Origin of the sequence: Yokenella regensburgei, from assembly GCF_051486985.1 — a bacterium.
GTDB lineage: Bacteria > Pseudomonadota > Gammaproteobacteria > Enterobacterales > Enterobacteriaceae > CBFFRJ01.
This window is the reverse complement of the sequence record NZ_JAHVDV010000029.1, coordinates 14,453-40,230: the sequence shown is the minus strand read 5'-3', so window position 1 is coordinate 40,230 and position 25,778 is coordinate 14,453. Positions and strand designations below refer to the sequence as shown.

The following is a 25,778-nucleotide window of genomic DNA, read 5'->3' as shown; positions in this document are numbered from 1 at the left end:
TTGGGCCATTTATGCGGATATTAATACCTAATAGACTGCATTAACACTTTATATCCCACTGACTCTCTCTGGAGGTAATCAAAATGTCTCATCCCATGAGAACGATTAATGCCGTTGTTATCTATCACTCTGGCTACGGGCATACGGAACGGATGGCAGCGGCTGTCGCGGACGGTGCCAGTGCCACACTGATAGCCATCGACTCCGAAGGAAATATTGCTGAAAACGCATGGGAGAAAATCAGCGAGGCCGATGTCATTCTGCTCGGTTCGCCAACCTATATGGGAGGGCCAAGCTGGCAGTTCAAAAAATTTGCCGATGCCTCGTCAAAACCCTGGTTTGAGGGTAAGTGGGTTAACAAAATTTTTGGCGGCTTTACCAACAGCGCCAGCATCAATGGTGACAAACTGAATACCCTGGCCTATTTCTTTCTACTGGCTGGTCAGCACGGCGGTATCTGGGTGAACATGGATATCAAATCCTCAAACACCAAAGCGTCGTTGCGTGATGATCTTAACCGGATGGGATCAAATATCGGTCCAATGGCACAAACCCCCGCTGACGCTTCGCCTGAAGAGATGTCCATCGGTGATCTCGAAACGGCACGCCGGTATGGGGCACGTGTCGCAAATATTGCCGCGCAGTTTCATCCCGCTAAAGCTTAAAGATGTTAAATAAAAAGAGGCTGATCAAATGAAATATAACCAGCTTGGCCGGACAGGCCTGTTCGTTTCGGAATTGTGTCTCGGTACGATGACCCTGGGTGGAAACGCGGATGCGGGTATGTGGTCCTCAATCGGTGCTGTCGCGCAGAAAGAAGCGAACCAGCTTATCGCGCAGGCATTATCTGCCGGCATTAATTTTATTGATACCGCTGACATTTATTCCTTTGGTCAGTCTGAGCGTATAACGGGAGTGGCGATTAAAGAGCTTGGCGTGGTACGTAGCGATATCATTCTTGCCACAAAAACGGGTGGTGTGATGGGATCCGGGCCGAACGATAAGGGTGCCTCACGCGGACACATCATGGATTCAGTGCAGCGAAGCCTGGAACGACTGCAGGTCGATTATATTGATCTGTTCCAGATACATGCGAGTGATCCCATCACACCTATAGAAGATTTTCCCCCCGTTGATCGCGATCTCGCGTGGCGATGCGTTGCTGAAATGCGAGTCATTGCAGACAAATACGCTGTATCGGTAAGCAGAATCGCATTGGCATGGTTACTTGCCAGGCCATGGGTTACCAGCGTGATTATCGGGGTAAAACGGGTCACCCAGCTCACCGATAATCTTGGCGCGACAGACATCACTCTGACAGCCGAAGAACTGACGCATCTTGATGCGATAAGCGCGATGTCTCCTCATTACCCGGGATGGATGATCGAACATCAGGATGCAGAACGTTATCCGAACCCTTTCACTTTTAAAACGCAGAGTTAAACCTGAACCATTGTAAACATCTCAGCTTCGTCACCTATGTCTGGGCGTTTACACTGAAATACAACATCACCCACGAAGGACAAAGAAAAATGAATAAAGGTTATTTAATCGCCCATGTAACTGTATCAGACCCTGTCGCTTACGCTGAATATGCCAGAGCTGCCAAAGAGGCAATGCAGGAATTCAATCCGAAGATAATTGCCTGGTCTGGGCAGTATGAAAATCTTGAGGGTGATTCACATGAACGGCATGTTGTCTTTGAGTTTGCTTCTTATGCCGAGGCCAAACGTTTTTATAAAAGCCCTGGATATCAGGCAGCCAGGTCAATACGGGCAGGTGCTGCAACCGGAACATTTGTACTGGTTGAGGGTCCATCCTTTGACACCAACTAGTATCATGTCGCCACTCGCTCAAAACGGACAAAGGGTAATTATTTGACTGTTCAATTCCTGTTAAGAAGCACCGGATGATGCACATACCCGTGTGGCATGAGCCCACCACGGGTTGTTATTAACTCCTATTGCAAGCACATTAAATTGTGCTTCCTGTACCTCATCAGTTAAAGCCGCGAGTAGTTACAGAGTACGCCAGGGTTGACCTTATTTTAGTAAATGGTACCTGACCGGATCATAAGCGCTAATGTCTGAAGAATAATCAGGGATTCCGCACATAGAACTGATCACAACCCTTCCTCCGGGTTTGAGCAATCTCTTCACCTCTGAAAAAAAGAGAGCCCGGTCATCGTCAATGAGGCAATGCAAACAATTGCCGTCAATAATTAACTCAAACGATGAGTCCTTAAAATGATGGATACGACAAACATTTCCTACAAAAAAATGTGCAGAGGGACCAGCTTGATGAAAATGCTCTTTTGCCCACCGGATAGCTTTTTCCGAAAAGTCTATCCCCAGACAGAATATCCCCGTTCAGCAAGAGACTGGGCTGCCATTGCTCCATTCCCATACCCCTTCTCAAGTACCCGCGTGCCTGGCTTAGGAAAATACTGATGCGTGTTGAGCCAGTGAAAGATTTTTTCCTGCTGTTTTTAGCCCTGGCATAGCCTTTACCTGCCCAGGCGTTAGCTTCGTCTGCTATCAGTTGCCTGTAGTGTTTTTCATAGGGGTTCATATTGAAGACACTCTTTTCGCAATAAACCCCTTCATTTAATATTAATTATCGATGAAGTGAATCTACGAGCCTGGTCATGCAATATCTTCCGCTCCTTGCTCAGAGCGGACGTAAACATATGTGCCAGTTATTTAAAGGTAAATCCAGTTATCAGGCGAGTTTAAAAATCGCAGCCGAGCGGTTTAACTGAGCAGCCTGATCCTCCAGCGACGCGGCAGCTGAGGCGGCCTGTTGAACCAGCGCGGCGTTTTGTTGGGTCACTTCATCCATCTGCGTGATAGCGATACCTACATGCTCAATACCATTAACCTGCTCGCCGGAGGCGGTGTAGATTTCTGACATTATCACTGAGACATTGCTGATCGCCGTGACTATCTCAGCCATGGTTTTGCCTGCCTGTGCGACCAGCTCTGTGCCTACGGATACGCGGTGATTCGAGGCTTCAATCAGCGATTTAATATCTTTTGCTGCAGTCGCGCTACGCTGAGCAAGTGCACGCACTTCGCTTGCCACCACGGCGAAACCGCGGCCCTGCTCGCCTGCGCGGGCGGCTTCCACCGCAGCGTTGAGCGCCAGGATATTGGTCTGGAAAGCGATGCTTTCTATGGTGCCAATAATATCGACCACGCTTTGTGAGCTGTCATAAATGGCTGCCATGGTCGAGACGACTTCGTCCACCACTTTTCCTCCCTGCTGCGCAACCTCGGACGCGTTGGAAGCCAGGCTGCTGGCGTTTTGCGCATTAGAGGCGTTTTGCCTCACGGTCGCCGTCAGTTGCTCCATGCTGGCTGAGGTTTCTTCCAACGAGGCAGCCTGCTGTTCAGTTCGTACAGAGAGATCAGTATTGCCCATCGCGACTTCTTTAGAAGCGCTATCGATGGAGGACGCCGCGTTCTGAATATCCGATACCACTTTTTTGAGCTGCTCCTGCATGGCGGTAAGGGCACCGATCAGTACACCGGTTTCATCTTTTGAACGTGCTACCAAACGGGAAGAGAGATCGCCTGCGGCAATCGCCTTAGCTGCTTTTACCGCCTCCCCAAGCGGAAGGGTTATGGTGCGGGCAAGGATATAGCCTAAAGCGGAAGCGATGACTACTCCCAACAGCGCGCCGATAAACAAGGTAAGCCCGGTCTGTGTCTGTACAGAATCGACAGAATTCTGGCGTTCGCGAAGCAGACGCGTTTCATCATGGACGATTTCATCGATGGTTTTACGCATCTGATCCATTTGCGGCTTACCGGTATTGGCTTCGAAGGCGGTAGTGAAATCCCCCTGCGTCATTGACCCGGCATTTAATGCGCGACGGTGCTCAAGCAACTCAGCGACAAACTTCTCCTGCCACTCTTTCTCCTGATTAAGCAAATTATCCAGGCGTGTCTGCTGTGCAGGGTTATCCGCCGTTAAGTCTTTAGTTTCCTGCCAAAATTTAGCAAAATCCTCTTTACCCGAGTTCCACGGAGCCAGCATTTCCTCTTTACCATTAATGGCATAGCCGCGCAGACCGGTTTCCATATTCACCAGACTTTGGGTCAGGGCGCGGCTTTTATCAATGACGCGCCAGCTATGAATGTTCCATTCATTGGTACTAACGATGTTGGAAAAATTATTGTAGAAGGCTGCGCACAGCGCCAATAACAAAACTAAAACGACCCCAAAGGCAAAAGAGAATTTTTTCTTGATAGCCAAGTTCCTGAACATTTTAACCTCGATCCACATAATTTGAGATAGCAGCCTGAAGAGACGTAAAACATATAAAATATCGGCATGAGTTTTTCTGACTTTAACTAAAACCGACAAAAATTATGCAGTCAGGAAGATATATTCACTTTTGCTTTCTTACCGATTAATTTTCAAAGGGATAGCTAATATAAGCTCAAGGGAATATTCTTCGATGTCACGACACTGACTGGTTGAGGACAGATCAGAAACCATTTCATAGCTCAGAAAATTTAAAAATTGCGGAGGAAACATAATATATCAAATAACATATTGCCTGAGCCTGCTTTGCGCATAACGCCTTTTGCAACAAATACAGAAAAGCAAAGCGTCAGGAAAATAGTGAGCCTGAAAGTAAGTTCTGACCTGCCCCCCGTTGCTTCACACGCCATGCTGGTAGCAATGTCCGTTTTTCGCTCACAGTGGAGCTCAAGCTCAGCCAGCAATGCCCAGCGCGTGCCAGAAGCGGACTTTCGTAACACAGCGTGTATGCTGCTTTTAAGCCGACGATGCGCATGAACACTTTATTAATTCGGGAGAATTCCATGCAGCGTAAGTCAGTCAATGTGAACGAAATAACACTCCTGTATCTCGAAGCCGGTGAAGGTCCGGTTGTACTGTGTTGTTATGGTTTTCCAGAAACGCCCAGCACAACATTCGATGGAATAGGGACAAAAATACCTCTTCGTAAACCTTACGCTTTTTATGGTGCTGGACGAGGCGTTTATATCCGGCACAGCCGCCAGCAGATACCGTAAGGCCATCTGTCGTGCACTCCTGGTAATCTTCCGGCTGCCGTTAATTTGACCCGAAGGCATCGCATTTTGACTTTTCTGCCACTCACGGAGAGCGCCGAACACTCTTTAAACTTTCCTGACGGTTAATACATGAGGAATAAAGAATGTCTTACGCAACTACTGATGACGGCATTGAGATTTATTTTGATGCAAAGGGCCAGGGCATGCCGGTTGTTTTTGTCGCCGGCTACTTTGGCATCAGTGATATCTGGCAGGCGCAGACTGACGCGCTGTCTGCAAAATTCCACACGGTTGCGTACGACAGCCGCGGCTACGGGCGCTCGGCCAAACCACTGCAGCCGGAGGCTTACAGCATCCCCCGCCATGCTGAAGATTTAAAAGCCGTGATTGATGCCGCTGGCATCAAGGGCCCGGTCGTGCTCGTATCTCACTCCATCGGCTGCAATATCATTTCCACGTTTGCGGTGAACTATCCGCAGCAGGTTGCCGGGCTGGTGTATACCGCCTGTTATGTGGATGGGAAGCAGATGCGTGAAGCGGGTATGACGGTCGATATGGTCTGCGAGGCGGTATCAACGCCTTCCGGCGCTGTAGCGTTTTATGAGCCGTTTGGGGTTACCGAAAGTATGGGCGCAGAGGCTGCAAAATGGCCAGCGCACTCGATGCAGGCCAATGCCGCCGCGTTCCTGAATCATGAAATGGCCGATCAGTATGATGCAATCACCGCGCCTGCGTTGATTCTGCAGGGTGAAAATGACGCGCCTAACCCGCCTCCGTTTGCAACGGCGCTGCAGCAGGTGCTGGGCGGTGGCGCGGAGCTGAAAATCCTGAAAGGCGTGAACCATTTCCCGCCGCTTGAAGCGCCGGAAACCGTCACGGCGTTCGTGGAAGAGCATGCCCGGAAGTGTTTTGCTGAATAGCCCTTATGACGAAAAGGCTCATTAAACTGGTCACCATAGGTGGCCTTTTTATTTAAAAGTGGTAGCGTTAGCCGCAGGAACGTTCGGTCAATGCCCGCTTTCACTCACAGCGGGCCCTTAGCTCAGTCAGCTTGTCCGCTTAGTGCCAGACGCGGAAATATAAAGTTAATTCCGCATCAATCCGGGAGCGCTCAAAGCGGGGCTAAATTAGGATCGCCGCAAAATGATTCATCCCCTTCGTGGGTAAATTAAGGCAATCTGAGGGGATCTATTTCCTGTTAAGTACAAAATTCTCTCTGGCCCAGGATTGAAAAGTGGCTGGTTGAAAGCCTGCAACATTATTTGCCAGTGCAATCGCAGCTTCGTGTGAACCCGGGCCAGGATAGGTATATTTTTCGTAATAGGCCAGCGTATCGTCCAGTGCTTCAGCGCCAGGGAAGAAACCGGCATAGACGTCGCGTGGAGCCTGTTTAAAGGTTACCGGGTGCCCAAGCTGATTAAGCGTGTCAGTAATCTCACTGAAGCTGAGAAAGTCGCCGACAAGCGGCAGGTAGGCGCCTTTTCCTGCGAAATCGAGATGTGCAAATGAAGGCTCTCTGGCATGGTGGGGTCAAGTCACCCTGCTCAGGCTACTCCGGGAATATAAAAACTGCAGACCTCCTCCCTTTTCAGACGCCATCTAACGATGTTGCCTGGGTGAATAGTCCATCACACGTTTAAACGCTTTACCAAATGCACTCTCAGATTCGTAATCCATAGCGTTGGCAATCACTGCGACGGAGTGACGGATGTTTTTTAGACGATCGCAGGCCAACAGCCTGCGCCAGCGGGTAAGGTACTCCATCGGTGAGGTGCCGACTTTTTCTTTGAAATGTCTGGCAAAGCTTGAGCGTGACATACCTAGATTTTCAGCCAGTGTTTGCAGCGTCCAGTTATGGCCAGGATTCCTGTGCATCGTGCTAATGGCTGCGCTTAGTTGCTTATCGGCGAGTGCAAAAAGCCAGCCCACACTGGAACGGCTCGCATCACAAAGATGTAAACGCAGCGCCTGGATCAACATGGTGTAAGCCATCTGCTGGATAATCAACGCGCTAACCACTGTACAAAATTTCATCATTCACCTGCCTTGAGAAAACCCACCATTTCACAAAACAGCTAAATAAATTTAGATAGATAAATCACAAAATTGATATTCCACAAGTCTCCCGCAAACCCAGCGCTAAACAAAATTTAACCTATTGTATTTTATGAAAAATAAATGGCGATCTCGGCTTTGATCACAATATTTAAATATTTGATATTTAAAGCAATTATCTTTAAAGCAATCAGCGACTGAACATTGACAACCTTGTGTGTCGAAATTAATTTAATTTTAGACTTTTGATAAATATTTTAGGTTTTACTAAAACACTACAAGGTTGCAAAGATGAATTCAGTGCACAGCGATTCGGGGACTCAGTCCTGGTCAGACAGAAAAAGATTTACCCGTATTATTCCCATGCTGGCAGTCATGTACCTCCTGGCTCTGATCTGCCGCAATAACATTGGTTATGCCTTCCACGGGATGGGACAGTCGTTCGATCTATCGGCCACGATCTCAGGTCTGGTAGGAGGAATATTTTTTATTGGGTATTTATTACTGCAAATCCCCGGTGGACATTTGGCGCAGAAAGTAAGCGCTAAAAAAATCATCACCTACTGCATGGTGGCATGGGGCGTAGTCTGCGTTTCAATGGGTTTTGTACAAAGCGGTGGGCAACTACTGACGATGCGTTTTTTACTGGGCTTGAGTCAGAGTATGCTGTATCCCACCACATTGATTTTGATTGGTAAATGGTTTCCACAACGTGAACGAGCAAGAGCCATCGGTTACTGGTCGATTGGCGCAACGGTCTCCAATTTTATCGTAGGACCTCTCTCTGGCTTCTTAGTTGATCATTTTTCATGGCAGATGCTTTTTGTTTTCCAGGGCATCCCGGTATTAATTGGTGTGTTGTTTTGGGTATGGCTAATTGCTGAAACCCCGACTGAAGCAAAATTCCTTAGCCAAACCGAGAAAGAATATTTAGCAAGAGAGTTTTCAAACGATGAGCAAAACTCGGCAAAAAATAAAGACAAGAGCGTAATGAGAGTCGTGCTCAAGAATAAATTTGTCTGGCTCCTGACAATCGTTTTCCTTCTTAACAACATGTTTAACTATGGTCTTAGTATATGGTGGCCAACCATAGCAAATTCAGTAACCGGATCGAGTTATACGCTGGTAGGTATTTTATCCACGATAGCGCCGCTCATCGGTCTGGCAGTCATGTTTTTTGTCTCCAGCCACTCAGATAGAACCGGAGAGCGTAAATGGCATGCCGTTTCTATATTACTAATCTGTGGTGTGGCGCTCGCTGTTTCCGCTATGACGGGTAGTGCACCTTTCGTTTCAATTATATTCATTCTTATTGCTCAGGGAATTTGGGCCGGTTTTAGTCCCGTCTTCTGGACAATTCCTTCAATTGTTATCAGTTCCGCAGCTATTGGCGCAGCCACAGGGTTAATAAACGGTGTAGGGAATCTCGGTGGATTTGTCGGCCCTTACCTTTTTGGCTATCTGATAGATCTTACAGGTAGTACCCAAATGGGGCTGTTCTTTATTGTCGGCGTACAAATAATGGCAGGTTTACTGCTGGCAACCTTAAGAAGTCCTGAATTAGATACTGCTGCAAAAAATATCAGATTAAACAATACATATTCCGCTAAATAACAGAAAAGGATAGATACGTAATGACTAAAAAAGCCAGATTCGTCTTTGACAAAGATTATATTATTTCAAAAATCGATAACCGTATTTATGGATCCTTTGTAGAAAATTTAGGGCGCTGCGTCTATGGCGGGATTTATGATCCGCAAGATCCAACGGCCGACAGTGATGGCTTTCGTCAGGATGTCATTGCAGCAGTCAATGAACTGAATGTTCCAATGATTCGCCTGCCTGGGGGTAACTTCGTAGCTACCTATGTTTGGGAAGATGGCGTAGGTCCTAAAGAAAAGCGACCCCGTAAACCCGATCTGGCATGGAAATGTATAGAAACCAATCAGATCGGAACAAATGAATACATGGACTGGTTAAAAAAAGTGGGTGCTGAAGCCATGATGACGGTCAATGTCGGCACCCGGGGGATCCTTGATGCCCTCAATTTACTTGATTATTGCAACAGAGAGTCCGGTACCTATTACAGCGATCTACGCATCTCTCACGGTTACAAAGAACCGCATCGTATTAAAACGTGGGCAATCGGTAACGAGTTAGATGGCGTATGGCAAGTTGGTCAGCAGACACCTTTTGAATATGCACGCGTCGCGCGCGAGACTGCAAAGGCAATGAAGCGGCAGGATGGATCGATTGAGATAGTGGCGGCAGGTAGCGCTGGACAAGAATATCCAACCTTTGGTGATTGGGAGCAAACGCTTCTTCAGGAAGCACACCCTTTTATTGATTATTTGTCATTACACCAATACTACCTGAATGTGGAAAAAGATACGGCCAATTTCCTGGCCAAAACGCTGGCATTTGATGACTACATTAAATCCATCGGTAGTTTGATTGATTATATGAAAGTTAAAAACAGATCAAACAATGATATTTATATTTCTCTGGACGAGTGGAATGTCTGGTACCATACACGTAAGGATGATATGGCGAGTATTCGCGACCGCGGTGACGAATGGCCGATAGCCCCCGCTTTGTTAGAAGAACCTTATAACTTTGAAGATGCACTGGTTGCCGGGGCTATGTTAATCTCACTATTACGCAATTGTGATCGTGTAAAAATCGCCGCTTATGCCCAACTAGTGAATGTACTTGCGCCGGTAATGACCGATAAAAATGGTAAATTATGGAAAAACACAATTTTCTATCCCATTTATTATACTTCAAAGTATGGCCGTGGCACCGCAATTCAAGGGATTATTGATTCTCCTAAATATGACAGTAAGGACTTTACCGATGTCCCCATGCTGGATGCTGTCGCCGTGTTGAGTGAAAATGAAACCGAGCTAACCTTATTTTCAATCAATAAATCCTTAACCGAAAGGTTAGAAATTCAGTGTGATTTTCGCTCGTTTGGACATTTGGAGATGATTCAACATATAGCTTTAGAAAATGATGATGTATACGCAACAAACACGCTTTCAAACCCAGGGAAAGTGCTACCTTGTGAGAAACAAACTGGAGCCGAAATAAATAGGTTAATGCTCGAACCTCTTTCGTGGAATATGGTCAGGTATAAAATCCACTGCCAGTAAAAATGTTATAACATTTAATCTATTTATAGATCATGGAGCTGGCGTAGGTTTTGCCACGCCAGTTTACTATTTAAAAAATACGAAGCAGATGATTGCAGTGAAAATTAATTAATATTTTTACGTATACGCGGTAGCAGTTATTGGCAGATAAACTTTATCATTGAAGGCATGAGTCTATGTATAAATATAAGCTGAGCGTTTTCGAAAAGATTGGGTTTGGTTCTGGGGATATGGCCATTAATTTGGTTTTCTCTTCCATGATGCTGATTATCACCTTTTTTTATACTGACGTATTCGGCATTCGTTCTGAAGACCTTGCTTTACTTTTTATTGTCGTAAGATTGTTAGATGCAGTAACCGACCCGCTTATGGGGCTGCTGACGGAAAAATTTTCTACAAAAAACGGGCGATACCGTCCTTATATTTTATATTTTTCCGTTCCTTTTGGAATCTCTATCTACCTTGCTTTCAGCACACCTGATTTAGATTATAACGCAAAATTGATGTATGCATATGCTTCCTATATCTTTGTCACGCTGATGTTCACAGCAATAACTATTCCATATATATCATTAATCAGCGTATTGACAGACGATCCTAAGGAAAGGTTATCAGCAAATGGCTATCGTCTATTCTTTGCCAAAGCGGCAGCATTTATGGTGTCAATAGTCGTACCGCAATTGGCTGCCTATTTGGGGAAAAACGATATTCAGTCAGGATATCAATATGCAATGGGATTGATGGGGTTATTAGGAACCCTGTTCCTTTTATTTTGTTACTTTTCAACAAAGGAACGTATACATCACGGTGGAGAAGATATCCCGGTTAAAGATCAGGTAAGAACACTCTTTAAGAATGAGCAATGGATCATTCTTTGCCTGGCATGTATATTCGTGTCTGTTGGATCAGTACTAAGAGGAACGGTGGCTGCTTATTATGCGAAATACAATATGGGGGGAGATGCTTCAACGGTTTCATACTTCCTGACCGTTGGCGTTTGCGCCTTTATCTGCTCGGTAATTATTTCCACATGGCTGACTAAAAAGTATTGTAAAATTAAAGTATTCAGATACAGCCAGATAGCGACTTTTATTATATCAGTATTATTTTTTGCATTGGCGGGAACGGGCAGCAATCTTTTATCTTACGCTTTGTTTTTCCTGTTATCATTTTGCTCTACACTTTATGCGCCAATATTTTGGGCATCTATCCCTGACACTATAGATTATGGATTTCATAAAACAGGCAAGCGCGTATCAGGCCTGACATTTGGAGGGATTGCGTTCTGTCAAAAATTTGGTATGGGCATTGCTGGTGCGCTTGTTGGCTTCTTATTTACCAATTTTGGTTATGTACCAAACGCAATTCAGTCATCAAATTCAATATTAGGTATAACATTAATGTTAACCATTATCCCGGGCGTATTTCATCTTCTTACGGGGCTGGTAATGTTTAGGTACATCATAAATGATAAATACTATCGTTCAATGGACGTTGAAAATTTTTCGCCGACAGCAAAAAAAGTGAGCGAAGCTTAGAGGGAAGATGGTCGTGCTGTCCGTTCTCAACTTTTTGTGATTATCAGAAGGTCATCCATGCCGCATTTTACAGGTGTAACGGTTACCTTTATCATCATTATCCTGATTATATTTTTAGTTATAAAATATGGCGGTATGAAATAAAAACGCGGGTACCTGCGTAAGCAAAAGACGTCCTGAGAGATTCACTCATGCCAGGCATACCTGTTGCTCGATTAAACAACAGGTATGCCCTGTATGAAGTGTGATGTTAATCACAATGCCGTAGTGGACCTTATTCCAGGTACATTATATTGGCCAGTATTTTCCTGTTCCCAAATACTGTTTTACAAAAACCTAAAAAGGTTTATACTTGCCCATATGTGATGTATATATAGTAGGTGCTATTAATGTTGTTTATTAATAAATTATCGACCGGAGCTGCAGTTTTTAAAGCACTTAATTCTTCTGTTCGTATCAGCATCATAGAAATACTCAGTGAACGTAATGGCATGAATATGAATGCACTAGCCGAACATTTAGGGATTACAAACGGCGCCGTTACAATGCACATTAAAAAACTTGAAGACGCAGGGATCGTACAAACCATCTCTAATTACGCCAAGAATGGTATTCAGAAAAATTGTTATGTCATTGAGGACAAAATCCTTATTGAGTTTGGAGGTTCTAACAAAGATAATGTTTACGAATCCGAGCTTAAAGTTGGGCAATATAGTAATTTCAAAGTAATGCCAACTTGTGGAATGGCAACCAAAGAGATGATTATTGGTGAGTTTGATAATCCGCAGGTTTTTGCCGATCCAAAACATATCGATGCCGGTATTATTTGGTTTACGACCGGATATTTAGAATATCGCATTCCTAATTATTCTGCTGGTAATAAAGTAAGTGAGATCCAAATTTCTTTCGAGATTGGCTCTGAGGCTCCATACTACAATAACGATTGGCCTTCTGATATACATTTCTCTCTTAACGATGTGGATTTAGGTTATTGGCAAAGCCCGGGTGATATCGGTGGTGTTAAATACAGTGGAAACCCGGTGTGGTGGCCGCCTCATTTAAACCAATATGGTTTTTTAAAATTATTAAGAATAAATAAAAGCGGCTCGTTCATTGATGGACGAAAAATATCTGACATCACGATTGAAAAAATACTTCATAACAGAGAATCTGAACCTTTCACCCTACGCTTTAGTGTCCAGCCAGAAAGTGAAAATGCGCGTGGCTTCACCTTATATGGGAAAAATTTCGGCCGTTATGACCAGGATATTCTCGCGAGAATTATTACCGAAACGTAAACAGCAGGTGTAATTTTTAGAATTACTATGTCCTGATATAATCTATTGATGCCTCTTTTTAAAAACTTGTGCAGCAGAGTAAATGATTATATCCGGACTTTACTTTTAAACATGGCGGAAAAGCGCACCGCGGGTCAGCCCCGCCTGTGCAGTCAGTTCATTCATTGAGGTTTCAGCGTAGCCAGGCGCACAAAAACCTTGCGGGCACTGACGCCTGCTTTTCGCGACAGACCGGGTTCGCGGTGTACCGGATGGCCCGCTTAGTGCCAGAGGCGGAGGCTACTTACTCCATCCTGGTGTTAATCAAGCGGGGGGAAGATTGCGAAGGAGCTTTACGAAGCGCTTTCTTACTTCTTTATATCCGTTTTTTTCATAAAAGTTATGCGCTTTGACCCTTTTTTCACTGCTTGAAAGCTCAATCTGAGAACATTTCTTTAAAGCCGCAATGTGTTCAGAGGCAATGAGAAGTTGCTGCCCTACTCCCTGTCCGCGTGCCGACTCATCTATTACCAGCGCTGAAACTAATGCCCATAAACTATCTTCATGAACAGGCATAATGAAGTTTATGACAATCACGCCACAAACTTCATTCTCTGATACAGCAACTAAAGTACATAGCCTGTCATGCTGTTCACTGATACGTTGTTCTAAGTTCGCGCTGTCTGGCTTGTAGCCTAACTGCAGGAAAAGCCGTTTTAACGATGGAATATCTTTGAGTTCCGCTGCCCTGATTGAAATCATTGTGATCGCTTCTTTACTTTGCTTTCGATAAAGATATTCAGATTTAATTAGTTAATTCAATAAAATTATCTGCGTGTAGCCCTCTCAGACCCCATGCGTGTTTCCCTTTCCTGCCTTTGTTTTGTATCAGGGGCAGATATTATTGGCATTGTGTTATGTTGTTAATCACAAGCCGTTTAAGGATGGCGGTTAGCGTAATGAGGGAGCTGCCTGGACTCTTTACTGACGGAGAAGATGAATGACAAGTGATGTGATTGCGCTTTCTGCTATTGGCGTAGCTATCCTGTTTGGCGCAATGAGCCCGGGAGTGAGCTTTCTTCTTGTCGCCCGAACGGCTATGTCCACTTCGAGACGGGCCGCGTTATCTGTTGCTGCAGGTATGGGTTTTGGTGCGTTTGTTTTTGCTGCCATAGCGTTAGCGGGCCTTCACACCCTGCTGACGATGATCCCATCACTGTACACCGGCCTCAAGGTGGCAGGGGGTTGTTACCTTTTATGGTTAGCTTCAAAAATGTTTCGTCGTCCTCCAAATCATTTTAATGACTTCACCAGAGCAGAGGAACTCAGCGCCACAAAAGCTTTTATGACTGGCGTATTTACCCAGATCAGCAATCCCCATACGGCACTGGTTTTTGCCAGTATTTTTTCCGCTGCGCTTAGCAAAAATATTCAGCCGGTGATGTACATCATTCTGCCTACAATGGCATTTGTTATTGACGTGCTTTGGTATGCCGTCGTTGCATGCTTATTATCAACTCACGGGCCACGCCAGGCGTACATTAAATACCGTAAGTTTATAGATAAACTAAGCGGAGGCATTATGGCCTTGCTTGGAATACGATTGCTGCTGAAGTAGGACAGAGGAGCACGTTATCGTCTACTAAGACGAATGATATATTTCTGTTTTTAGCGCATAGCAAACCTTATCCTTGTGCTTCCTGTCTTTGACCAGCCAGAAGGGAACGTTAACTACATGTAACACTTCACCTCTGAGACTGAACGTAACGGTACTCAGCCACCTCTGACGCTGTTTTTTTCGGAGCAGAACGCATCCCGCTACATTAAACAGACAGCTTTGGTCTGGTGTAATTAATTCAAAAACTGACATGGCCCTTACTGATGAAAGTGATACTTGTCCGGCATGCGCAAACAGAGTGGAACGTGAGAGGAATTATTCAGGGGCAGAGTGATAGTACGGTGACCCAACAGGGGGAGCGTCAGACATCAGCCTTGCTGGCAACCCTGGCAGCAAGTGCGTACCGGGTAGAATCTGTTTACGCCTCTCCGCTTGGGCGTGCCTGGCAAATGGGTCAGAGCCTGGCCGAGGGCTTTGGTTGCTCACTTCTCGCTGAGCCCGCCCTGAAAGAGCAGGCATTGGGTGAGTTTGAAGGCATGCCATCAGCACAGCTCCTGCAACAGCGCCCTGACGATGCAAATGCGTTATTCAAATGTGATGCGCAGTATCAGCCACCAGGCGGTGAGTCTCTCCTGCATGCTTCTCAGCGGGTGCTGGATTTTTTATACAGTCTGGAAAAAACACGACATCATCAAACACTTTGTCTTGTTTCTCACGGGCATGTCATTCAGGGCGTTCTGGCGAGGCTTAAAAGTGGGGTTGTCAGTGATTTCCCCAGATATGCGCAGCCCAACGCGAGTTACTCGGTTTTCGACCTGATTAACGGAAGATGCACCTCACTCAGATGGGGGATTGCCACACATTTACGCTATCTTGATTAGTTATTACCCTTGCGTTATTCACGCCCTATCCTGCGTGGAAAATTCTGATTTAAGCACCACGCCAGCGTATCGCCCTGAAGACAACATCCGGTCAGGCATCCAGTCATTATTTACGTAGCGCTGTAACAGGTGAATTTCAGAACCTCACCTCTTATGATGGTATAGTGACTTTTTCTGGCTGGATAAATGTGTAGACATGAAAGAAACGGGTAAAAAAGCACCAACCATCACCGACATTGCTCGCCTTGCGGGGGTTAGCAGCATTACCGTTTCCAGGACGTTTACCGACCCTGAGAAAGTAAAAATCGATACGCGAGAAAAGATATTGCGTATTGCCGCTGAAGTCGATTATGTCCCTAACATCTTCGCGCAGAATATTAAGACCACACTTAGCCCTATAATCGGCATCGTGACGGATGACACCTTTAATCAAAGTTATTCCTACGTGATTCAGGAGCTTTGCAAACATGCGGAGTCGAAAGGCTATTCGGTAATGATTTTTACTACCGGAGGTAGCCGGGATTCAGAAGTAAAAGCAATCAATACACTCACAGGCTATAAAGCGGCAGGTGTCGTGTTATCCGTTATTGATGACTCACCCGATTATGATACCAGCCATCTGAGGATACTTTGCAACTCTGCCATAAAGCTTATTCAGTTTGATCGACAGTTTGATACCACACTGCCTGCCGTCTACGTCAACGATGAACGCGCCGGAGAAATGATTGCTACCGTAATAAAGAAAAAGAAGCACCAAAAAGTTCTCATCATTGGTGGTCCGGAACAGTCGCGGATCACCAGAGCCCGAACAAAGAGCATCGGCGAGAACCTGCCATCTGCAACGCAAATCACATATCTTTATACCGATTACCGCTATGAAAACGCGCGTGATATGATTGCGGCCCATTTTGCTGCGGGCGTAAGTAACTATGATGCAATAGTTGGCATCAATGGTGCTATCTCGTTAGCGGCGCACAATGTCTCGATAAACTGGTCTCTGAAGGACGTCGACTTTCTTTCCATTGACGATATCCCCAATGCGGAAGCCTTTGGATTTTTCTACCCTTCTGTTGTTCATGATTACAAACTGTGGGCCAAAATCGTGGCTGAAAATCTCATTGCAGCCGTTGAAGGCAAGCCCTGGCAGCCGCGTACCGTAATAAATGGCTTCCTGAAGAACTTTCGTTAATTCAAAGCATTAATAAATTTTCCCGCTGATCACCTGATGTTTACATAAACATTTTAATCCTTTTCCCACACATGATTCAACCCTCTTTAATTAAAAATAGAAACGGCGTTTCATTTTTAAGTTATTGATATTTAATAACTAATAAAATTCAAATGTTACCCTTATCACAAAATCAGTTTTGCACTTAAAAATGTTCACGAAAACATTGTATGTTGAATCGACTTCATCGATTAAAGGACAGTTGATGTGAACACTACCCCCACCGTTATTAAACAACTGGTCAATTATGGCCCTCATGACTATCGCTTAGTCTCTTCGCCTCTGCCTGAACCTCAACGCAATGAGCTTCTTGTAAAGATTGGCGCATGCGGCATTTGTGCTTCTGATTTTCACTGTTATCACGGTGCCCCAATGTTCTGGGGAAATGAAACTTTTCCACCCTATGTCAAAACCCCCGTCGTAAGCGGCCATGAATTTTTTGGTACGGTGGAGGCAGCAGGTCCAAATGCACTGGAGCACTTTGGCGTCAGGGAGGGCGACCGGGTTATAGCTGAACAGATTGTTCCCTGCGACAAATGTAGGTTCTGTCGTAACGGTCAGTACTGGATGTGCGAAAAGCATGATATTTACGGCTTTCAAAAAGAGGATGCTGATGGTGGCATGACGCAATACATGCTTTTCAAACCCACAAGCCGGGTGCATAAAATCCCTCCATCATTATCGCTGGAAGAGTGTGCACTCATTGAACCCTTCTCCTGTTCCGTACATGCTGTAAACCGCGCAGACATTCAGTTTAATGATGTCGTCGTGCTTGCTGGTGCCGGAACGCTTGGGCTGGGAATGATTCAGGCTATCAAACTGAAAACACCTAAAAAGCTAATTGTTATCGATACCATGCCTTACCGTCTGGCACTGGCAAAAAGGCTGGGGGCAGATGTGGTCATGAATCCACTAGAAGAGGATGTCATTACAGAGGTAAAAGCGCTGACAGGCGGTTATGGTTGCGATGTTTATATTGAGGCGTCAGGTAATCCTGCTGCTGTCACGCAGGGGCTACAGATGATCCGCAAACTGGGCCGCTTTGTTGAATTCAGCGTGTTTAGCCGGGAAACTTCCGTGGACTGGTCAATTATTGGCGATCGGAAAGAACTTGATATTCGTGGCGCGCATTTAAGCCCGGGTTGCTATGAGACCGTTATCGATCTCTTCAGTCGCAAACTATTAACCGCTGATGGCATCGTTACGCATAAATTTCCTCTTGAAAGCTGGGTGAGCGCCTTTCAAACCTTCGGCACGCCGGAGGCTGTAAAAGTGCTTCTGGTTCCGAACGGAGAGTAAGGGAAACCTATGTTTACTTTCACTACAGTCGTAGCGGTAGGGCATTAAACCTGAAACACCGAATAACGGTTTTACCTCTTCAGTAAATGACAAACAGGTAGAATGAGACAATGACGATTTATCCAGTAAAGCACAGCGCGCTATTACGTCAGCAAGAACACTTTATTTCGCGTAATTCTTTAACCACACTAATTCATAAAGTCACACAGAATCTGATTTCAATTGAAGACAAAACAGGCGAGTTTGCTCTGCATCTGGATGATGGCCGAATTATCGATGCCAAAGGCTGGGCAGCCGGGTGGGAGTGGACGCACGGTATTGGGCTGTACGGCATTTTGCAGTTCTATCAGCAAACTGGCGAACCAGAGGTGCTTGCTATAATCGACGATTGGTTCGCCGCGCGATTAGCGGAAGGTACGCCCACTAAAAATGTTAATACTGTCTGCCCGCTTTTGACCTTAGCCTATCGTTATGAAGAAACACGTAACCCGGTCTGGCTGTCGCTGCTCGAACGCTGGGCTGAATGGGTGATGCACTATATGCCGCGTACTGAAAAAGGTGGGATTCAGCACGTCGTTATACATAAAGAAAATAATCAACAATTGTGGGATGACACGCTGATGATGACCGTCATGCCACTGGCAAAAATTGGTCAGTTATTGGGGCGACAAGAGTATATCGAAGAGGCAAAGTTCCAGTTTCTTACCCATATTCAGTACCTGATGGATCGTGAGACTGGCCTGTGGTTTCACGGATGGACATTCGAGGGTAATCATAATTTCTCGCGCGCACTCTGGGCACGGGGTAATAGCTGGCTGACGGTGGCGATCCCGGACTTTATAGACTTACTTGGGCTACCAGAGTCTGATGCAACGCGTCGTTTTTTACTGGAAGTGCTAAAGAGCCAGGTAAGCGCGCTGGCGCAACTTCAGGATGAAAGTGGCCTGTGGCATACGCTTCTTAATGACAAGAAATCATATCTTGAAAGTTCAGCGACTGCAGGTTTCGCCTATGGAATGTTGAAAGCCGTACGTAAACGTTACATTAGTCCTGAATATGCTCTTACGGCAGAAAAGGCGATTCGGGGCGTAGTCAGCTGTATTAATGAGCAAGGGGAACTGACTCAATCCTCGTTTGGCACTGAAATGGGACCCGATTTAGACTACTACCGTCAAATCCCCCTCACCCCCATGCCCTACGGGCAGGCAATGGCGGTACTTTGTATGGCCGAATATTTGCACACCTACCTCTGATATAAGAAGTAATGGCGTTACATCGCCATTACTTTAATGGTCTAACCCGCATGTTTACAGATGCAGCCACAGTAAAGCCTCCCCCTCTTAAAAGCATGCCAGCACTCTCCATGTTTTTAGATTAATAAAATAAGCTGACATGTTCCCAGATTATTTCCTTCCGGTTAGCGGGCAGGAGAAGAATATATAAATGTCATCAAGGTTGCTTAATCGGAGCGAGACACCTGATAACTTCTTCAGCCCCCCGGCCTGATAACACGAAATTTATTCCTTAATGAGATCGTAGACAGCGCCGGTACGCCGCTCTTTCGCTGAAAAGTCGGCGAATCCGGACTGATAATCACAACATCTGATGATAAAATGTTTATATCGTTTTTTCTTCCCCTTACGCTCCTACACAAGGTCATCTTATATACGCTTTGCAACTTAAGACGTGCTGTAGATGTGAGAAAAATGCCATTTCTACCCGTAAAGGGATCAATAATTGGCGACAGGAGAGGCAAACCTCTCCTGAAAATTACAAACAATCAGATGCCAGATTTCTTTTTAAATTTGTCAACCAGCGTTAACACTGTCATGAAGAATACAGGCACGAAAAAGATCGCCAGTAGCGTTCCGGTGACCATGCCGCCAAATACCCCTGTACCAATCGCTTGCTGAGTCGTGGCACTTGCCCCTGAGGCGAGCATTAAGGGCACGACTCCGAGAGTAAAGGCCAGCGATGTCATCATGATCGGTCTTAAACGCATCCGTGCGGCCTTAACCGTAGCATTCAGCAGACTTTCACCGTCTTGTTGCAACTGACGTGCAAACTCAACGATCAGGATGGCGTTTTTAGCGGACAGACCGATGATAGTGATCATCCCTACTTTGAAGAAGGCATCATTTGGCATACCTCTGAGGTAGACAGCAATCATTGCTCCGATAAGCCCCAACGGCACAACAAGCATGACTGAAACCGGTATCGACCAGCTTTCATAAAGTGCAGCCAGCACCAGAAAAATAACCAGCATTGAGAGCAGCATTAACATCGGCGCTTCAGAAGCTGACTGCTGTTCCTGTAGCGACTGCCCCGTCCATTCGATGGCAAAACCCGCCGGTAAATCTGCGGCAATTTTCTCCATTTCAGCCATTGCATCCCCGCTCGAATAACCCCAGTTTGGCCAGCCGGTTATCCTGAAGGCCGGGTAGCCCTGGTAGCGAACCATCTGAACTGGCGAGACTTGCCATTGTGGGCGGACAAACTCCGACAGCGGCACCATCCCGCCATTTTTATTGCGCACATTGAGGGAGAGAATTTCGGGCAGCTGCATGCGTGATTCCGCTTCAGCCTGCACTATGACCTGCTGTACACGACCATTATTTGGGAAGTCATTTACATAACTTGAGCCAAGTGCACCAGTAAGCGTCTGATTAATTTCGTTGAAAGAGACCCCCATCGCTTCCGCTTTTTGTCTATCAATTTTCAGGCTGAGACCCATACCATCAGGCAGGCCATCCATATAAACACCATACAGTGCTTCGCTTTGCCCCGCTTTCTCAAGCAGCATATTGAGAGCGTTCACCAGCTCCGGATAACCGTGCCCGGAACGATCTTCCAGACGTAGGGTGAAACCGGATGAGGTACTTAGCTCAGAGATAGCGGGAGGAAGTAGGCTGGTTATAGTCGCTTCAGGAATATCGCCCAGCACATTCTGAATATTTGTCACTTCATTCTGCGCTGTTGCGCCGTTGCGCTGGTCCCAGTCCTTGAGCGTGGTAAACGCCATCGCAGAGTTTGTGCCCGCACCGGAGAAGCTGAACCCCAGAATTGAAACGTTACGTTCCACGCCCGGACGTTCCATCACCTGTTTCTCATAGGCCTTCACCACCGCCTCAGTACGTTTCATCGTGGCATCGGCTGGCAGTTGTATTGAGGTGATGAAGTATCCCTGATCCTCTTCTGGCAGGAATGACGACGGTAAGAATTTAAAGGCGAAATAGAGAACACCGCACAATGCCAGATAGATGAATGACATCCTTCCTGTCTTACGTATGACCCGGGTCACGCCATTTTCGTAACGGCCTGTCAGGCGATCAAAGGATGTGTTGAACCACGTGAAGAACCGGTTCTTTTTATGAGAATCAGCAGTAACGGGTTTCAGTAGCGTTGCGCATAGCGCAGGCGTCAGCGTTAATGCCAGAAACGCGGAAAACAGAATGGAAACCGCCATCGACAGTGTAAACTGGCGATAAATTACGCCCACTGAGCCAGAAGCGAGCCCCATTGGCAGGAAGACGGCAGTCAGAACTAAGGTAATACCAACGACCGCGCCGGTGATCTCCTTCATGGCTTTAACCGTAGCTTCTTTAGGTGATAGCCCTTCTTCCGCCATTAAACGCTCGACGTTTTCCACCACGACAATGGCGTCATCGACAATTATCCCTATGGCCAGAACCATGCCGTACATCGTCAGAACATTGATGGAAAAACCGGCCAGCATCATCACCGTGAAAGTGCCCAGCAACGCAACCGGCGCAACGATCGCGGGTATAAAGGTGTAGCGCACGTTTTGCAGAAAGAGATACATCACCAGGAAAACAAGCACCATCGCTTCGATAAAGGTATGAACAACCTTTTCAATCGAGATTTTTACGAAGGGCGAAGTATCAAAAGGTATGGAGTATTCCATGCCTGACGGGAAGGATTTTGCAAGATCCTCCATCCTTGCCTTAACCGCATCAGACGTCCGAACGGCGTTCGCGCCGGGAGAGAGCTGAATAGCGGCGGCGGTTGAACCGTGCCCGTTCTCTCTGATGGCAAATGAATAAGACTGTAATCCAAGCTCAACCCGGGCCACATCACCCAATGATACCCGCGAGCCGTCCGGATTCGCCCTGAGGACGATGTTACGAAACTCCTCTGGGGTACCCAACTGACCATTGACGTCTAAGGGATAGGCTGTCAACTGATTCGCGGTTGCTGGAGAATCTCCCAGCTTGCCGGGGGAGACCTGCGCATTTTGTTCTGTAATGGCGGTATTGATATCGCTGATGGAGAGCTTGTAAGCAATGAGCTTTGCAGGATCAACCCAGATGCGCATGGCTTTCTCCGAGCCAAACGCCTGTACTTTTCCGACGCCATCAATACGACGAAGCTCGTCTGTAATTTTTCGCGCAAAGTAATCACTCAAGTCGGCTTCGCTGAACTTGCCATCAGGCGAGTTGAGGCCCACCATCATCAGAAATCCTGAAGAGGCAGCCTCTACGCTTAATCCATTCTGTCGGACAGCTTGTGGCAGTCGAGGTTCCACGACTTTAATCTGGTTCTGCACATCAACCTGTGCAAGCCGGATATCTGTACCGGGTTTGAAAGTAACGGTAATAGAAGCAACGCCGGAGGTATCGCTGGTTGATTCATAATAAAGCAGATCGTCAACACCTGATAACTCACGTTCAATGAGTGAAATAACCGATTCATTCATCGTCTGAGGGGTTGCCCCAGGATAAGTCACCGTAATAGAGAGGCTCGGTGGTGCAACGGACGGATATTGAGCGACCGGAAGTTGCGGAATAGCGATCACACCCAAAAGAATAATAAAAAGCGCAATAACCCAGGCAAATATAGGTCTGCGTATAAAGAACTGTGACATCATAATTTCCCGTGATAAAGAGTCATTACCAAGTTAGCTATGTTTTTTATTTGAAAGATCAATAATCTCTGCGCCTTCATGTAGCTTGTCCTGACCTTCGATCACTATTTTATCGCCAGCTTTCAGGCCAGCTGTTACCGTTATTCCTTTCGCTGTTTGTTCACCGGTCTTGACCTCGATGCGCTTCGCTTTGTTATCCTGACCAACAATCCATACGGTAGTTTTGTCTTCAGCTCTGCTTATCGCCTGTTCTGGAATAGCCAGCCCACCTGTTTGGATAAGGCGGGTAATTTGCAATTTTGCAAACATTCCCGGCAATAAAATCCGGCGCGAGTTATCCGCTTCTGCCCGAAGCACAACATCTCCGGTCTCATCATTAACACTGATGCCTGAAAAAAGCAGATGAGTGTCGACATCGTAGGAGTTATTATTTCCATCCAGAACAGCCGCCGTTGCCTCTCGACTTTTCTGAACAGAAGTCTCATTATCATCTGCAAAATAAATTGAGCGAAGCTCCTCTGTAGGAACTCTGGCATCAACATAAACGCGATCAAGCTGCTGGATTACAGCCATAGCTTGTGAATCCCCCGGGCTTACCAGTGCACCTTCTGTAACGAATTCCTGGTCGATACGCCCGCTTATAGGTGCCTTTACGGTCGCGTAATTCAGATCCAGTTTTTTTCTGTTCAATGAAGCTAACGCTTCTGCAAGGTCTGCCGCAGCCTGGGCGCTACTGGCCTGAACATCGTCAAGATCCTGCTGGCTCACAGCAGAATTTTTTTTGAGTAAAGAGAACCGGTAAGCTTTTTTACTCATTTGCTGATAGGTTGCTTTCGCTTTTGCAACCGCTGCGCTAGCCATTTCGACATCTGCCTCAAAAGGCGCGGCATCGATTTGAAATAATGGTTGCCCTTGGCGTATTTCTGAGCCCTGCATGAATAATCGCTTTTGAATAATACCTCCAACCTGCGGGCGAATCTGTGCGGTTTTAACCGCAGAAATACGAGCCGGGAAAGAACGAATCAGGTAGATGTCCTCAGCTTCAAGCGTTTTAGTGACAACCTTTGCTTTTGGAGGTGAAGAGGGGCCCCCGGAAAGCTCAGAAGAGTCACAACCCGTGATAAAACCAAGACAAAAAGTTGTGTAAATAGCCAGCTTTCTGATATTCATTTAATATTTCCGATTAAAATCAAGTAAAGGGTGACAATTAATAACCAGACACGCATTTATGCTTAAAAATAAAAAGGGTAAGCATCATGAGTAAAACTAAAATTAATGCTGCCGACTGGAGTGTAATGGAGTGAGAATGAATAAATGCAGATGAGGCAGCATTACGAAGCGCGGTACGTGCTGGTTCATCGAGTTGTTCTGAAATGGTCACCGCTTCACTGAATGAAGTTCCAGCCGTAAGCGAAATAGTTTCAGAAAAAATTTCGGGAAGCCGAAATGAGGTAGAGTAAATGCTCGCAAGTACAGAACCAAAAATAGTAATTCCCAGGCCTGTTCCTAGTTCATAAGACATACCTTCTATCGACCCGGCTATACTCGCTTTATTTTCTGGCGCTGCCGTCATAATGGCTGAAGAAGAAGCCATTAATGCAGCGGTATCGCTAATCCCTAATAAAAACATCCAGATTTTCGCGTTGAAGGACTCCTTAACAAAATCAATACCCGACAAGGCATAAAGACAACAAGCTGACACGCCAAGCCCTGCGGTGGCAATGATTTTAACGCCAAAACGATTTATTAAATACCCAGCGAATGGGCCGGTAAGACAACATGCCAGCATCAGCGGTAATACATAAATACCGACTTCGATAGGCGTAAACTGATGAACAAACTGAAGTTCCTGAGAGATAACCAGTTCAAATCCAACTAGTGAGATCATCGAGGTTAAAGCAAGGATAAGACCTGCTATGACATTGCGCTGTTTGATAAGTCCCATATCAAGTAAAGGAGTACGCAACACAAGCTGTAGGATGATGAAAAGACCCAGCAAAACAATGGCAACAAGACTGATATAAATATACATAACAGTCATAGATTCCTGCCTGGCAAGACCTTTGAAAGCGTAAATCAGCAGCAGAAGTCCACTCATTAGCAATAATGACTGAGAAAGGTTAAGTGGCTGTTTACTCTCTCGCTGAGCATTCGGAGCCACTTTGCGAAGCAACATAAATACGACAAGTACAACGGGTATGTTTATAAGAAAAACCGATCCCCAATAAAACTTTTCCAGTAACATTCCACCTAGCAGAGGACCTGCCAGTGCGCCGCCCGTGCCAATGGTCGTCCAAATCCCCAGAGCAACATTACGATCTTTTTCTACCGGATAGTAAATCCTTACGGCTGAAAGCGTAGCTGGAACAATTACTGCTGCCCCTACGGCAAGTAATGCACGAGCGGAAATGAGCTGCAACGGTGTATCAGCGAGCGCTGTACCCACCGAGGCCACGCCAAAAAGTGCGCTGCCGAGGTAAGCCATTTTTCGAAAGCCAAGGCGATCACCCAGCGCACCCATTGGTATCAATAAAGCAGCCATAACGATGGGATATATATCCATAATCCACAGCAATTCTGTGTATGTGGTTTTGAGCTGAGTACTTAAAACAGGCGCAACCACATACAGAATAGTAGCATCAAGCGAAACAGGTAAGTATATGAATATAATGATAATAAGAATACGCCACTTGATTAACATCTGATTACACCATTAACAAACCAAAAAGATGGACAACTGTTCAGCTTGAATTTATAGTGAAGATGAACGCTTGTCCACCTTTTGGTGTGAAAT

Annotated in this window: 20 protein-coding genes and 2 pseudogenes; 14 read left to right on the top strand and 8 right to left on the bottom strand. The window is 46.0% G+C overall.

Annotated features, from left to right (window positions below; translation table 11 throughout):
* Positions 1-83 precede the first annotated feature (83 nt).
* The 3 genes from KXR87_RS18235 (at position 84) to KXR87_RS18225 (ending at position 1,835) form a co-directional block, all read left to right on the top strand.
* Positions 84-665, top strand: coding sequence for an NAD(P)H-dependent oxidoreductase (locus tag KXR87_RS18235; protein WP_437433624.1), 582 nt, complete (start codon positions 84-86; stop codon positions 663-665).
* A 28-nt stretch (positions 666-693) separates the two neighbouring features.
* A complete protein-coding gene (locus KXR87_RS18230; RefSeq protein ID WP_437433623.1) occupies positions 694-1,443 on the top strand; it encodes an aldo/keto reductase in 750 nt (249 codons plus the stop codon).
* An 89-nt stretch (positions 1,444-1,532) separates the two neighbouring features.
* Entirely contained in the window at positions 1,533-1,835 is a 303-nt protein-coding gene (locus KXR87_RS18225; RefSeq protein WP_437433622.1) for a DUF1330 domain-containing protein, read from the top strand.
* A 60-nt stretch (positions 1,836-1,895) separates the two neighbouring features.
* Here KXR87_RS18225 and KXR87_RS18220 read toward each other — a convergent pair.
* Positions 1,896-2,571 (bottom strand): annotated as a pseudogene (locus tag KXR87_RS18220) (class I SAM-dependent methyltransferase).
* A 150-nt stretch (positions 2,572-2,721) separates the two neighbouring features.
* Positions 2,722-4,272 (bottom strand): methyl-accepting chemotaxis protein, encoded by a 1,551-nt coding sequence (locus KXR87_RS18215; protein WP_437433621.1) that lies wholly within the window; start codon positions 4,270-4,272, stop codon positions 2,722-2,724.
* Positions 4,273-4,835: 563 nt separating this feature from the next.
* Here KXR87_RS18215 and KXR87_RS18210 point away from each other — a divergent pair.
* Both KXR87_RS18210 and KXR87_RS18205 read left to right on the top strand, forming a co-directional pair.
* Positions 4,836-5,048, top strand: a complete 213-nt coding sequence (locus tag KXR87_RS18210; protein ID WP_437433620.1) for a hypothetical protein — start codon at positions 4,836-4,838, stop codon at positions 5,046-5,048.
* A 143-nt stretch (positions 5,049-5,191) separates the two neighbouring features.
* Positions 5,192-5,968 carry an alpha/beta fold hydrolase gene (locus tag KXR87_RS18205; RefSeq protein ID WP_437433619.1) on the top strand — a complete coding sequence of 259 codons (777 nt, stop codon included), beginning with the start codon at positions 5,192-5,194 and terminating at the stop codon, positions 5,966-5,968.
* A gap of 679 nt (positions 5,969-6,647) precedes the next feature.
* Here the strand turns inward: KXR87_RS18205 and KXR87_RS18200 are convergent.
* Positions 6,648-7,085, bottom strand: coding sequence for a helix-turn-helix domain-containing protein (locus tag KXR87_RS18200; RefSeq protein WP_437433618.1), 438 nt, complete (start codon positions 7,083-7,085; stop codon positions 6,648-6,650).
* Positions 7,086-7,394: 309 nt separating this feature from the next.
* On the opposite strand from KXR87_RS18200, the gene KXR87_RS18195 reads away from it, so the two are divergent.
* From KXR87_RS18195 to KXR87_RS18180, 4 genes are all read left to right on the top strand, one after another.
* Complete coding sequence (locus KXR87_RS18195; protein WP_437433617.1) at positions 7,395-8,717, top strand: MFS transporter; 1,323 nt, start codon at positions 7,395-7,397, stop codon at positions 8,715-8,717.
* A gap of 20 nt (positions 8,718-8,737) precedes the next feature.
* Positions 8,738-10,258 (top strand): alpha-N-arabinofuranosidase, encoded by a 1,521-nt coding sequence (locus KXR87_RS18190; RefSeq protein ID WP_437433616.1) that lies wholly within the window; start codon positions 8,738-8,740, stop codon positions 10,256-10,258.
* Between the two features lie 176 nt (positions 10,259-10,434).
* Complete coding sequence (locus tag KXR87_RS18185) at positions 10,435-11,796, top strand: MFS transporter (RefSeq protein ID WP_437433615.1); 1,362 nt, start codon at positions 10,435-10,437, stop codon at positions 11,794-11,796.
* A 389-nt stretch (positions 11,797-12,185) separates the two neighbouring features.
* Complete coding sequence (locus KXR87_RS18180; RefSeq protein WP_437433614.1) at positions 12,186-13,094, top strand: ArsR/SmtB family transcription factor; 909 nt, start codon at positions 12,186-12,188, stop codon at positions 13,092-13,094.
* A gap of 111 nt (positions 13,095-13,205) precedes the next feature.
* On the opposite strand, the pseudogene KXR87_RS18175 reads toward KXR87_RS18180, so the two are convergent.
* Positions 13,206-13,364, bottom strand: a pseudogene (locus tag KXR87_RS18175) (TetR family transcriptional regulator); the annotation flags it as partial.
* Between the two features lie 33 nt (positions 13,365-13,397).
* On the bottom strand, positions 13,398-13,835 hold the full coding sequence (locus KXR87_RS18170) for a GNAT family N-acetyltransferase (protein ID WP_437433613.1): 438 nt from the start codon (positions 13,833-13,835) through the stop codon (positions 13,398-13,400).
* Positions 13,836-14,073: 238 nt separating this feature from the next.
* On the opposite strand from KXR87_RS18170, the gene KXR87_RS18165 reads away from it, so the two are divergent.
* The 5 genes from KXR87_RS18165 (at position 14,074) to KXR87_RS18145 (ending at position 19,352) form a co-directional block, all read left to right on the top strand.
* Positions 14,074-14,691 carry a LysE family translocator gene (locus KXR87_RS18165; protein ID WP_437433612.1) on the top strand — a complete coding sequence of 206 codons (618 nt, stop codon included), beginning with the start codon at positions 14,074-14,076 and terminating at the stop codon, positions 14,689-14,691.
* Positions 14,692-14,954: 263 nt separating this feature from the next.
* Positions 14,955-15,572 carry a histidine phosphatase family protein gene (locus KXR87_RS18160; RefSeq protein WP_437433611.1) on the top strand — a complete coding sequence of 206 codons (618 nt, stop codon included), beginning with the start codon at positions 14,955-14,957 and terminating at the stop codon, positions 15,570-15,572.
* Positions 15,573-15,768: 196 nt separating this feature from the next.
* Entirely contained in the window at positions 15,769-16,761 is a 993-nt protein-coding gene (locus KXR87_RS18155) for a LacI family DNA-binding transcriptional regulator (RefSeq protein ID WP_437433610.1), read from the top strand.
* A 246-nt stretch (positions 16,762-17,007) separates the two neighbouring features.
* Positions 17,008-18,099, top strand: coding sequence for an alcohol dehydrogenase catalytic domain-containing protein (locus KXR87_RS18150; RefSeq protein ID WP_437433609.1), 1,092 nt, complete (start codon positions 17,008-17,010; stop codon positions 18,097-18,099).
* Positions 18,100-18,209: 110 nt separating this feature from the next.
* Positions 18,210-19,352 carry a glycoside hydrolase family 88/105 protein gene (locus KXR87_RS18145; protein ID WP_437433608.1) on the top strand — a complete coding sequence of 381 codons (1,143 nt, stop codon included), beginning with the start codon at positions 18,210-18,212 and terminating at the stop codon, positions 19,350-19,352.
* Positions 19,353-19,879: 527 nt separating this feature from the next.
* On the opposite strand, the gene KXR87_RS18140 is transcribed toward KXR87_RS18145, so the two are convergent.
* The 3 genes from KXR87_RS18140 to KXR87_RS18130 are packed head-to-tail and all read right to left on the bottom strand — an operon-like array spanning position 19,880 to position 25,685.
* A complete protein-coding gene (locus tag KXR87_RS18140; protein WP_437433654.1) occupies positions 19,880-22,984 on the bottom strand; it encodes a multidrug efflux RND transporter permease subunit in 3,105 nt (1,034 codons plus the stop codon).
* Positions 22,985-23,017: 33 nt separating this feature from the next.
* Entirely contained in the window at positions 23,018-24,154 is a 1,137-nt protein-coding gene (locus tag KXR87_RS18135; RefSeq protein ID WP_437433607.1) for an efflux RND transporter periplasmic adaptor subunit, read from the bottom strand.
* A gap of 37 nt (positions 24,155-24,191) precedes the next feature.
* The gene (locus KXR87_RS18130) at positions 24,192-25,685 is read right to left on the bottom strand and encodes an MFS transporter (RefSeq protein WP_437433606.1); all 1,494 of its coding nucleotides are present in this window, start codon (positions 25,683-25,685) and stop codon (positions 24,192-24,194) included.
* Positions 25,686-25,778 lie beyond the last annotated feature (93 nt).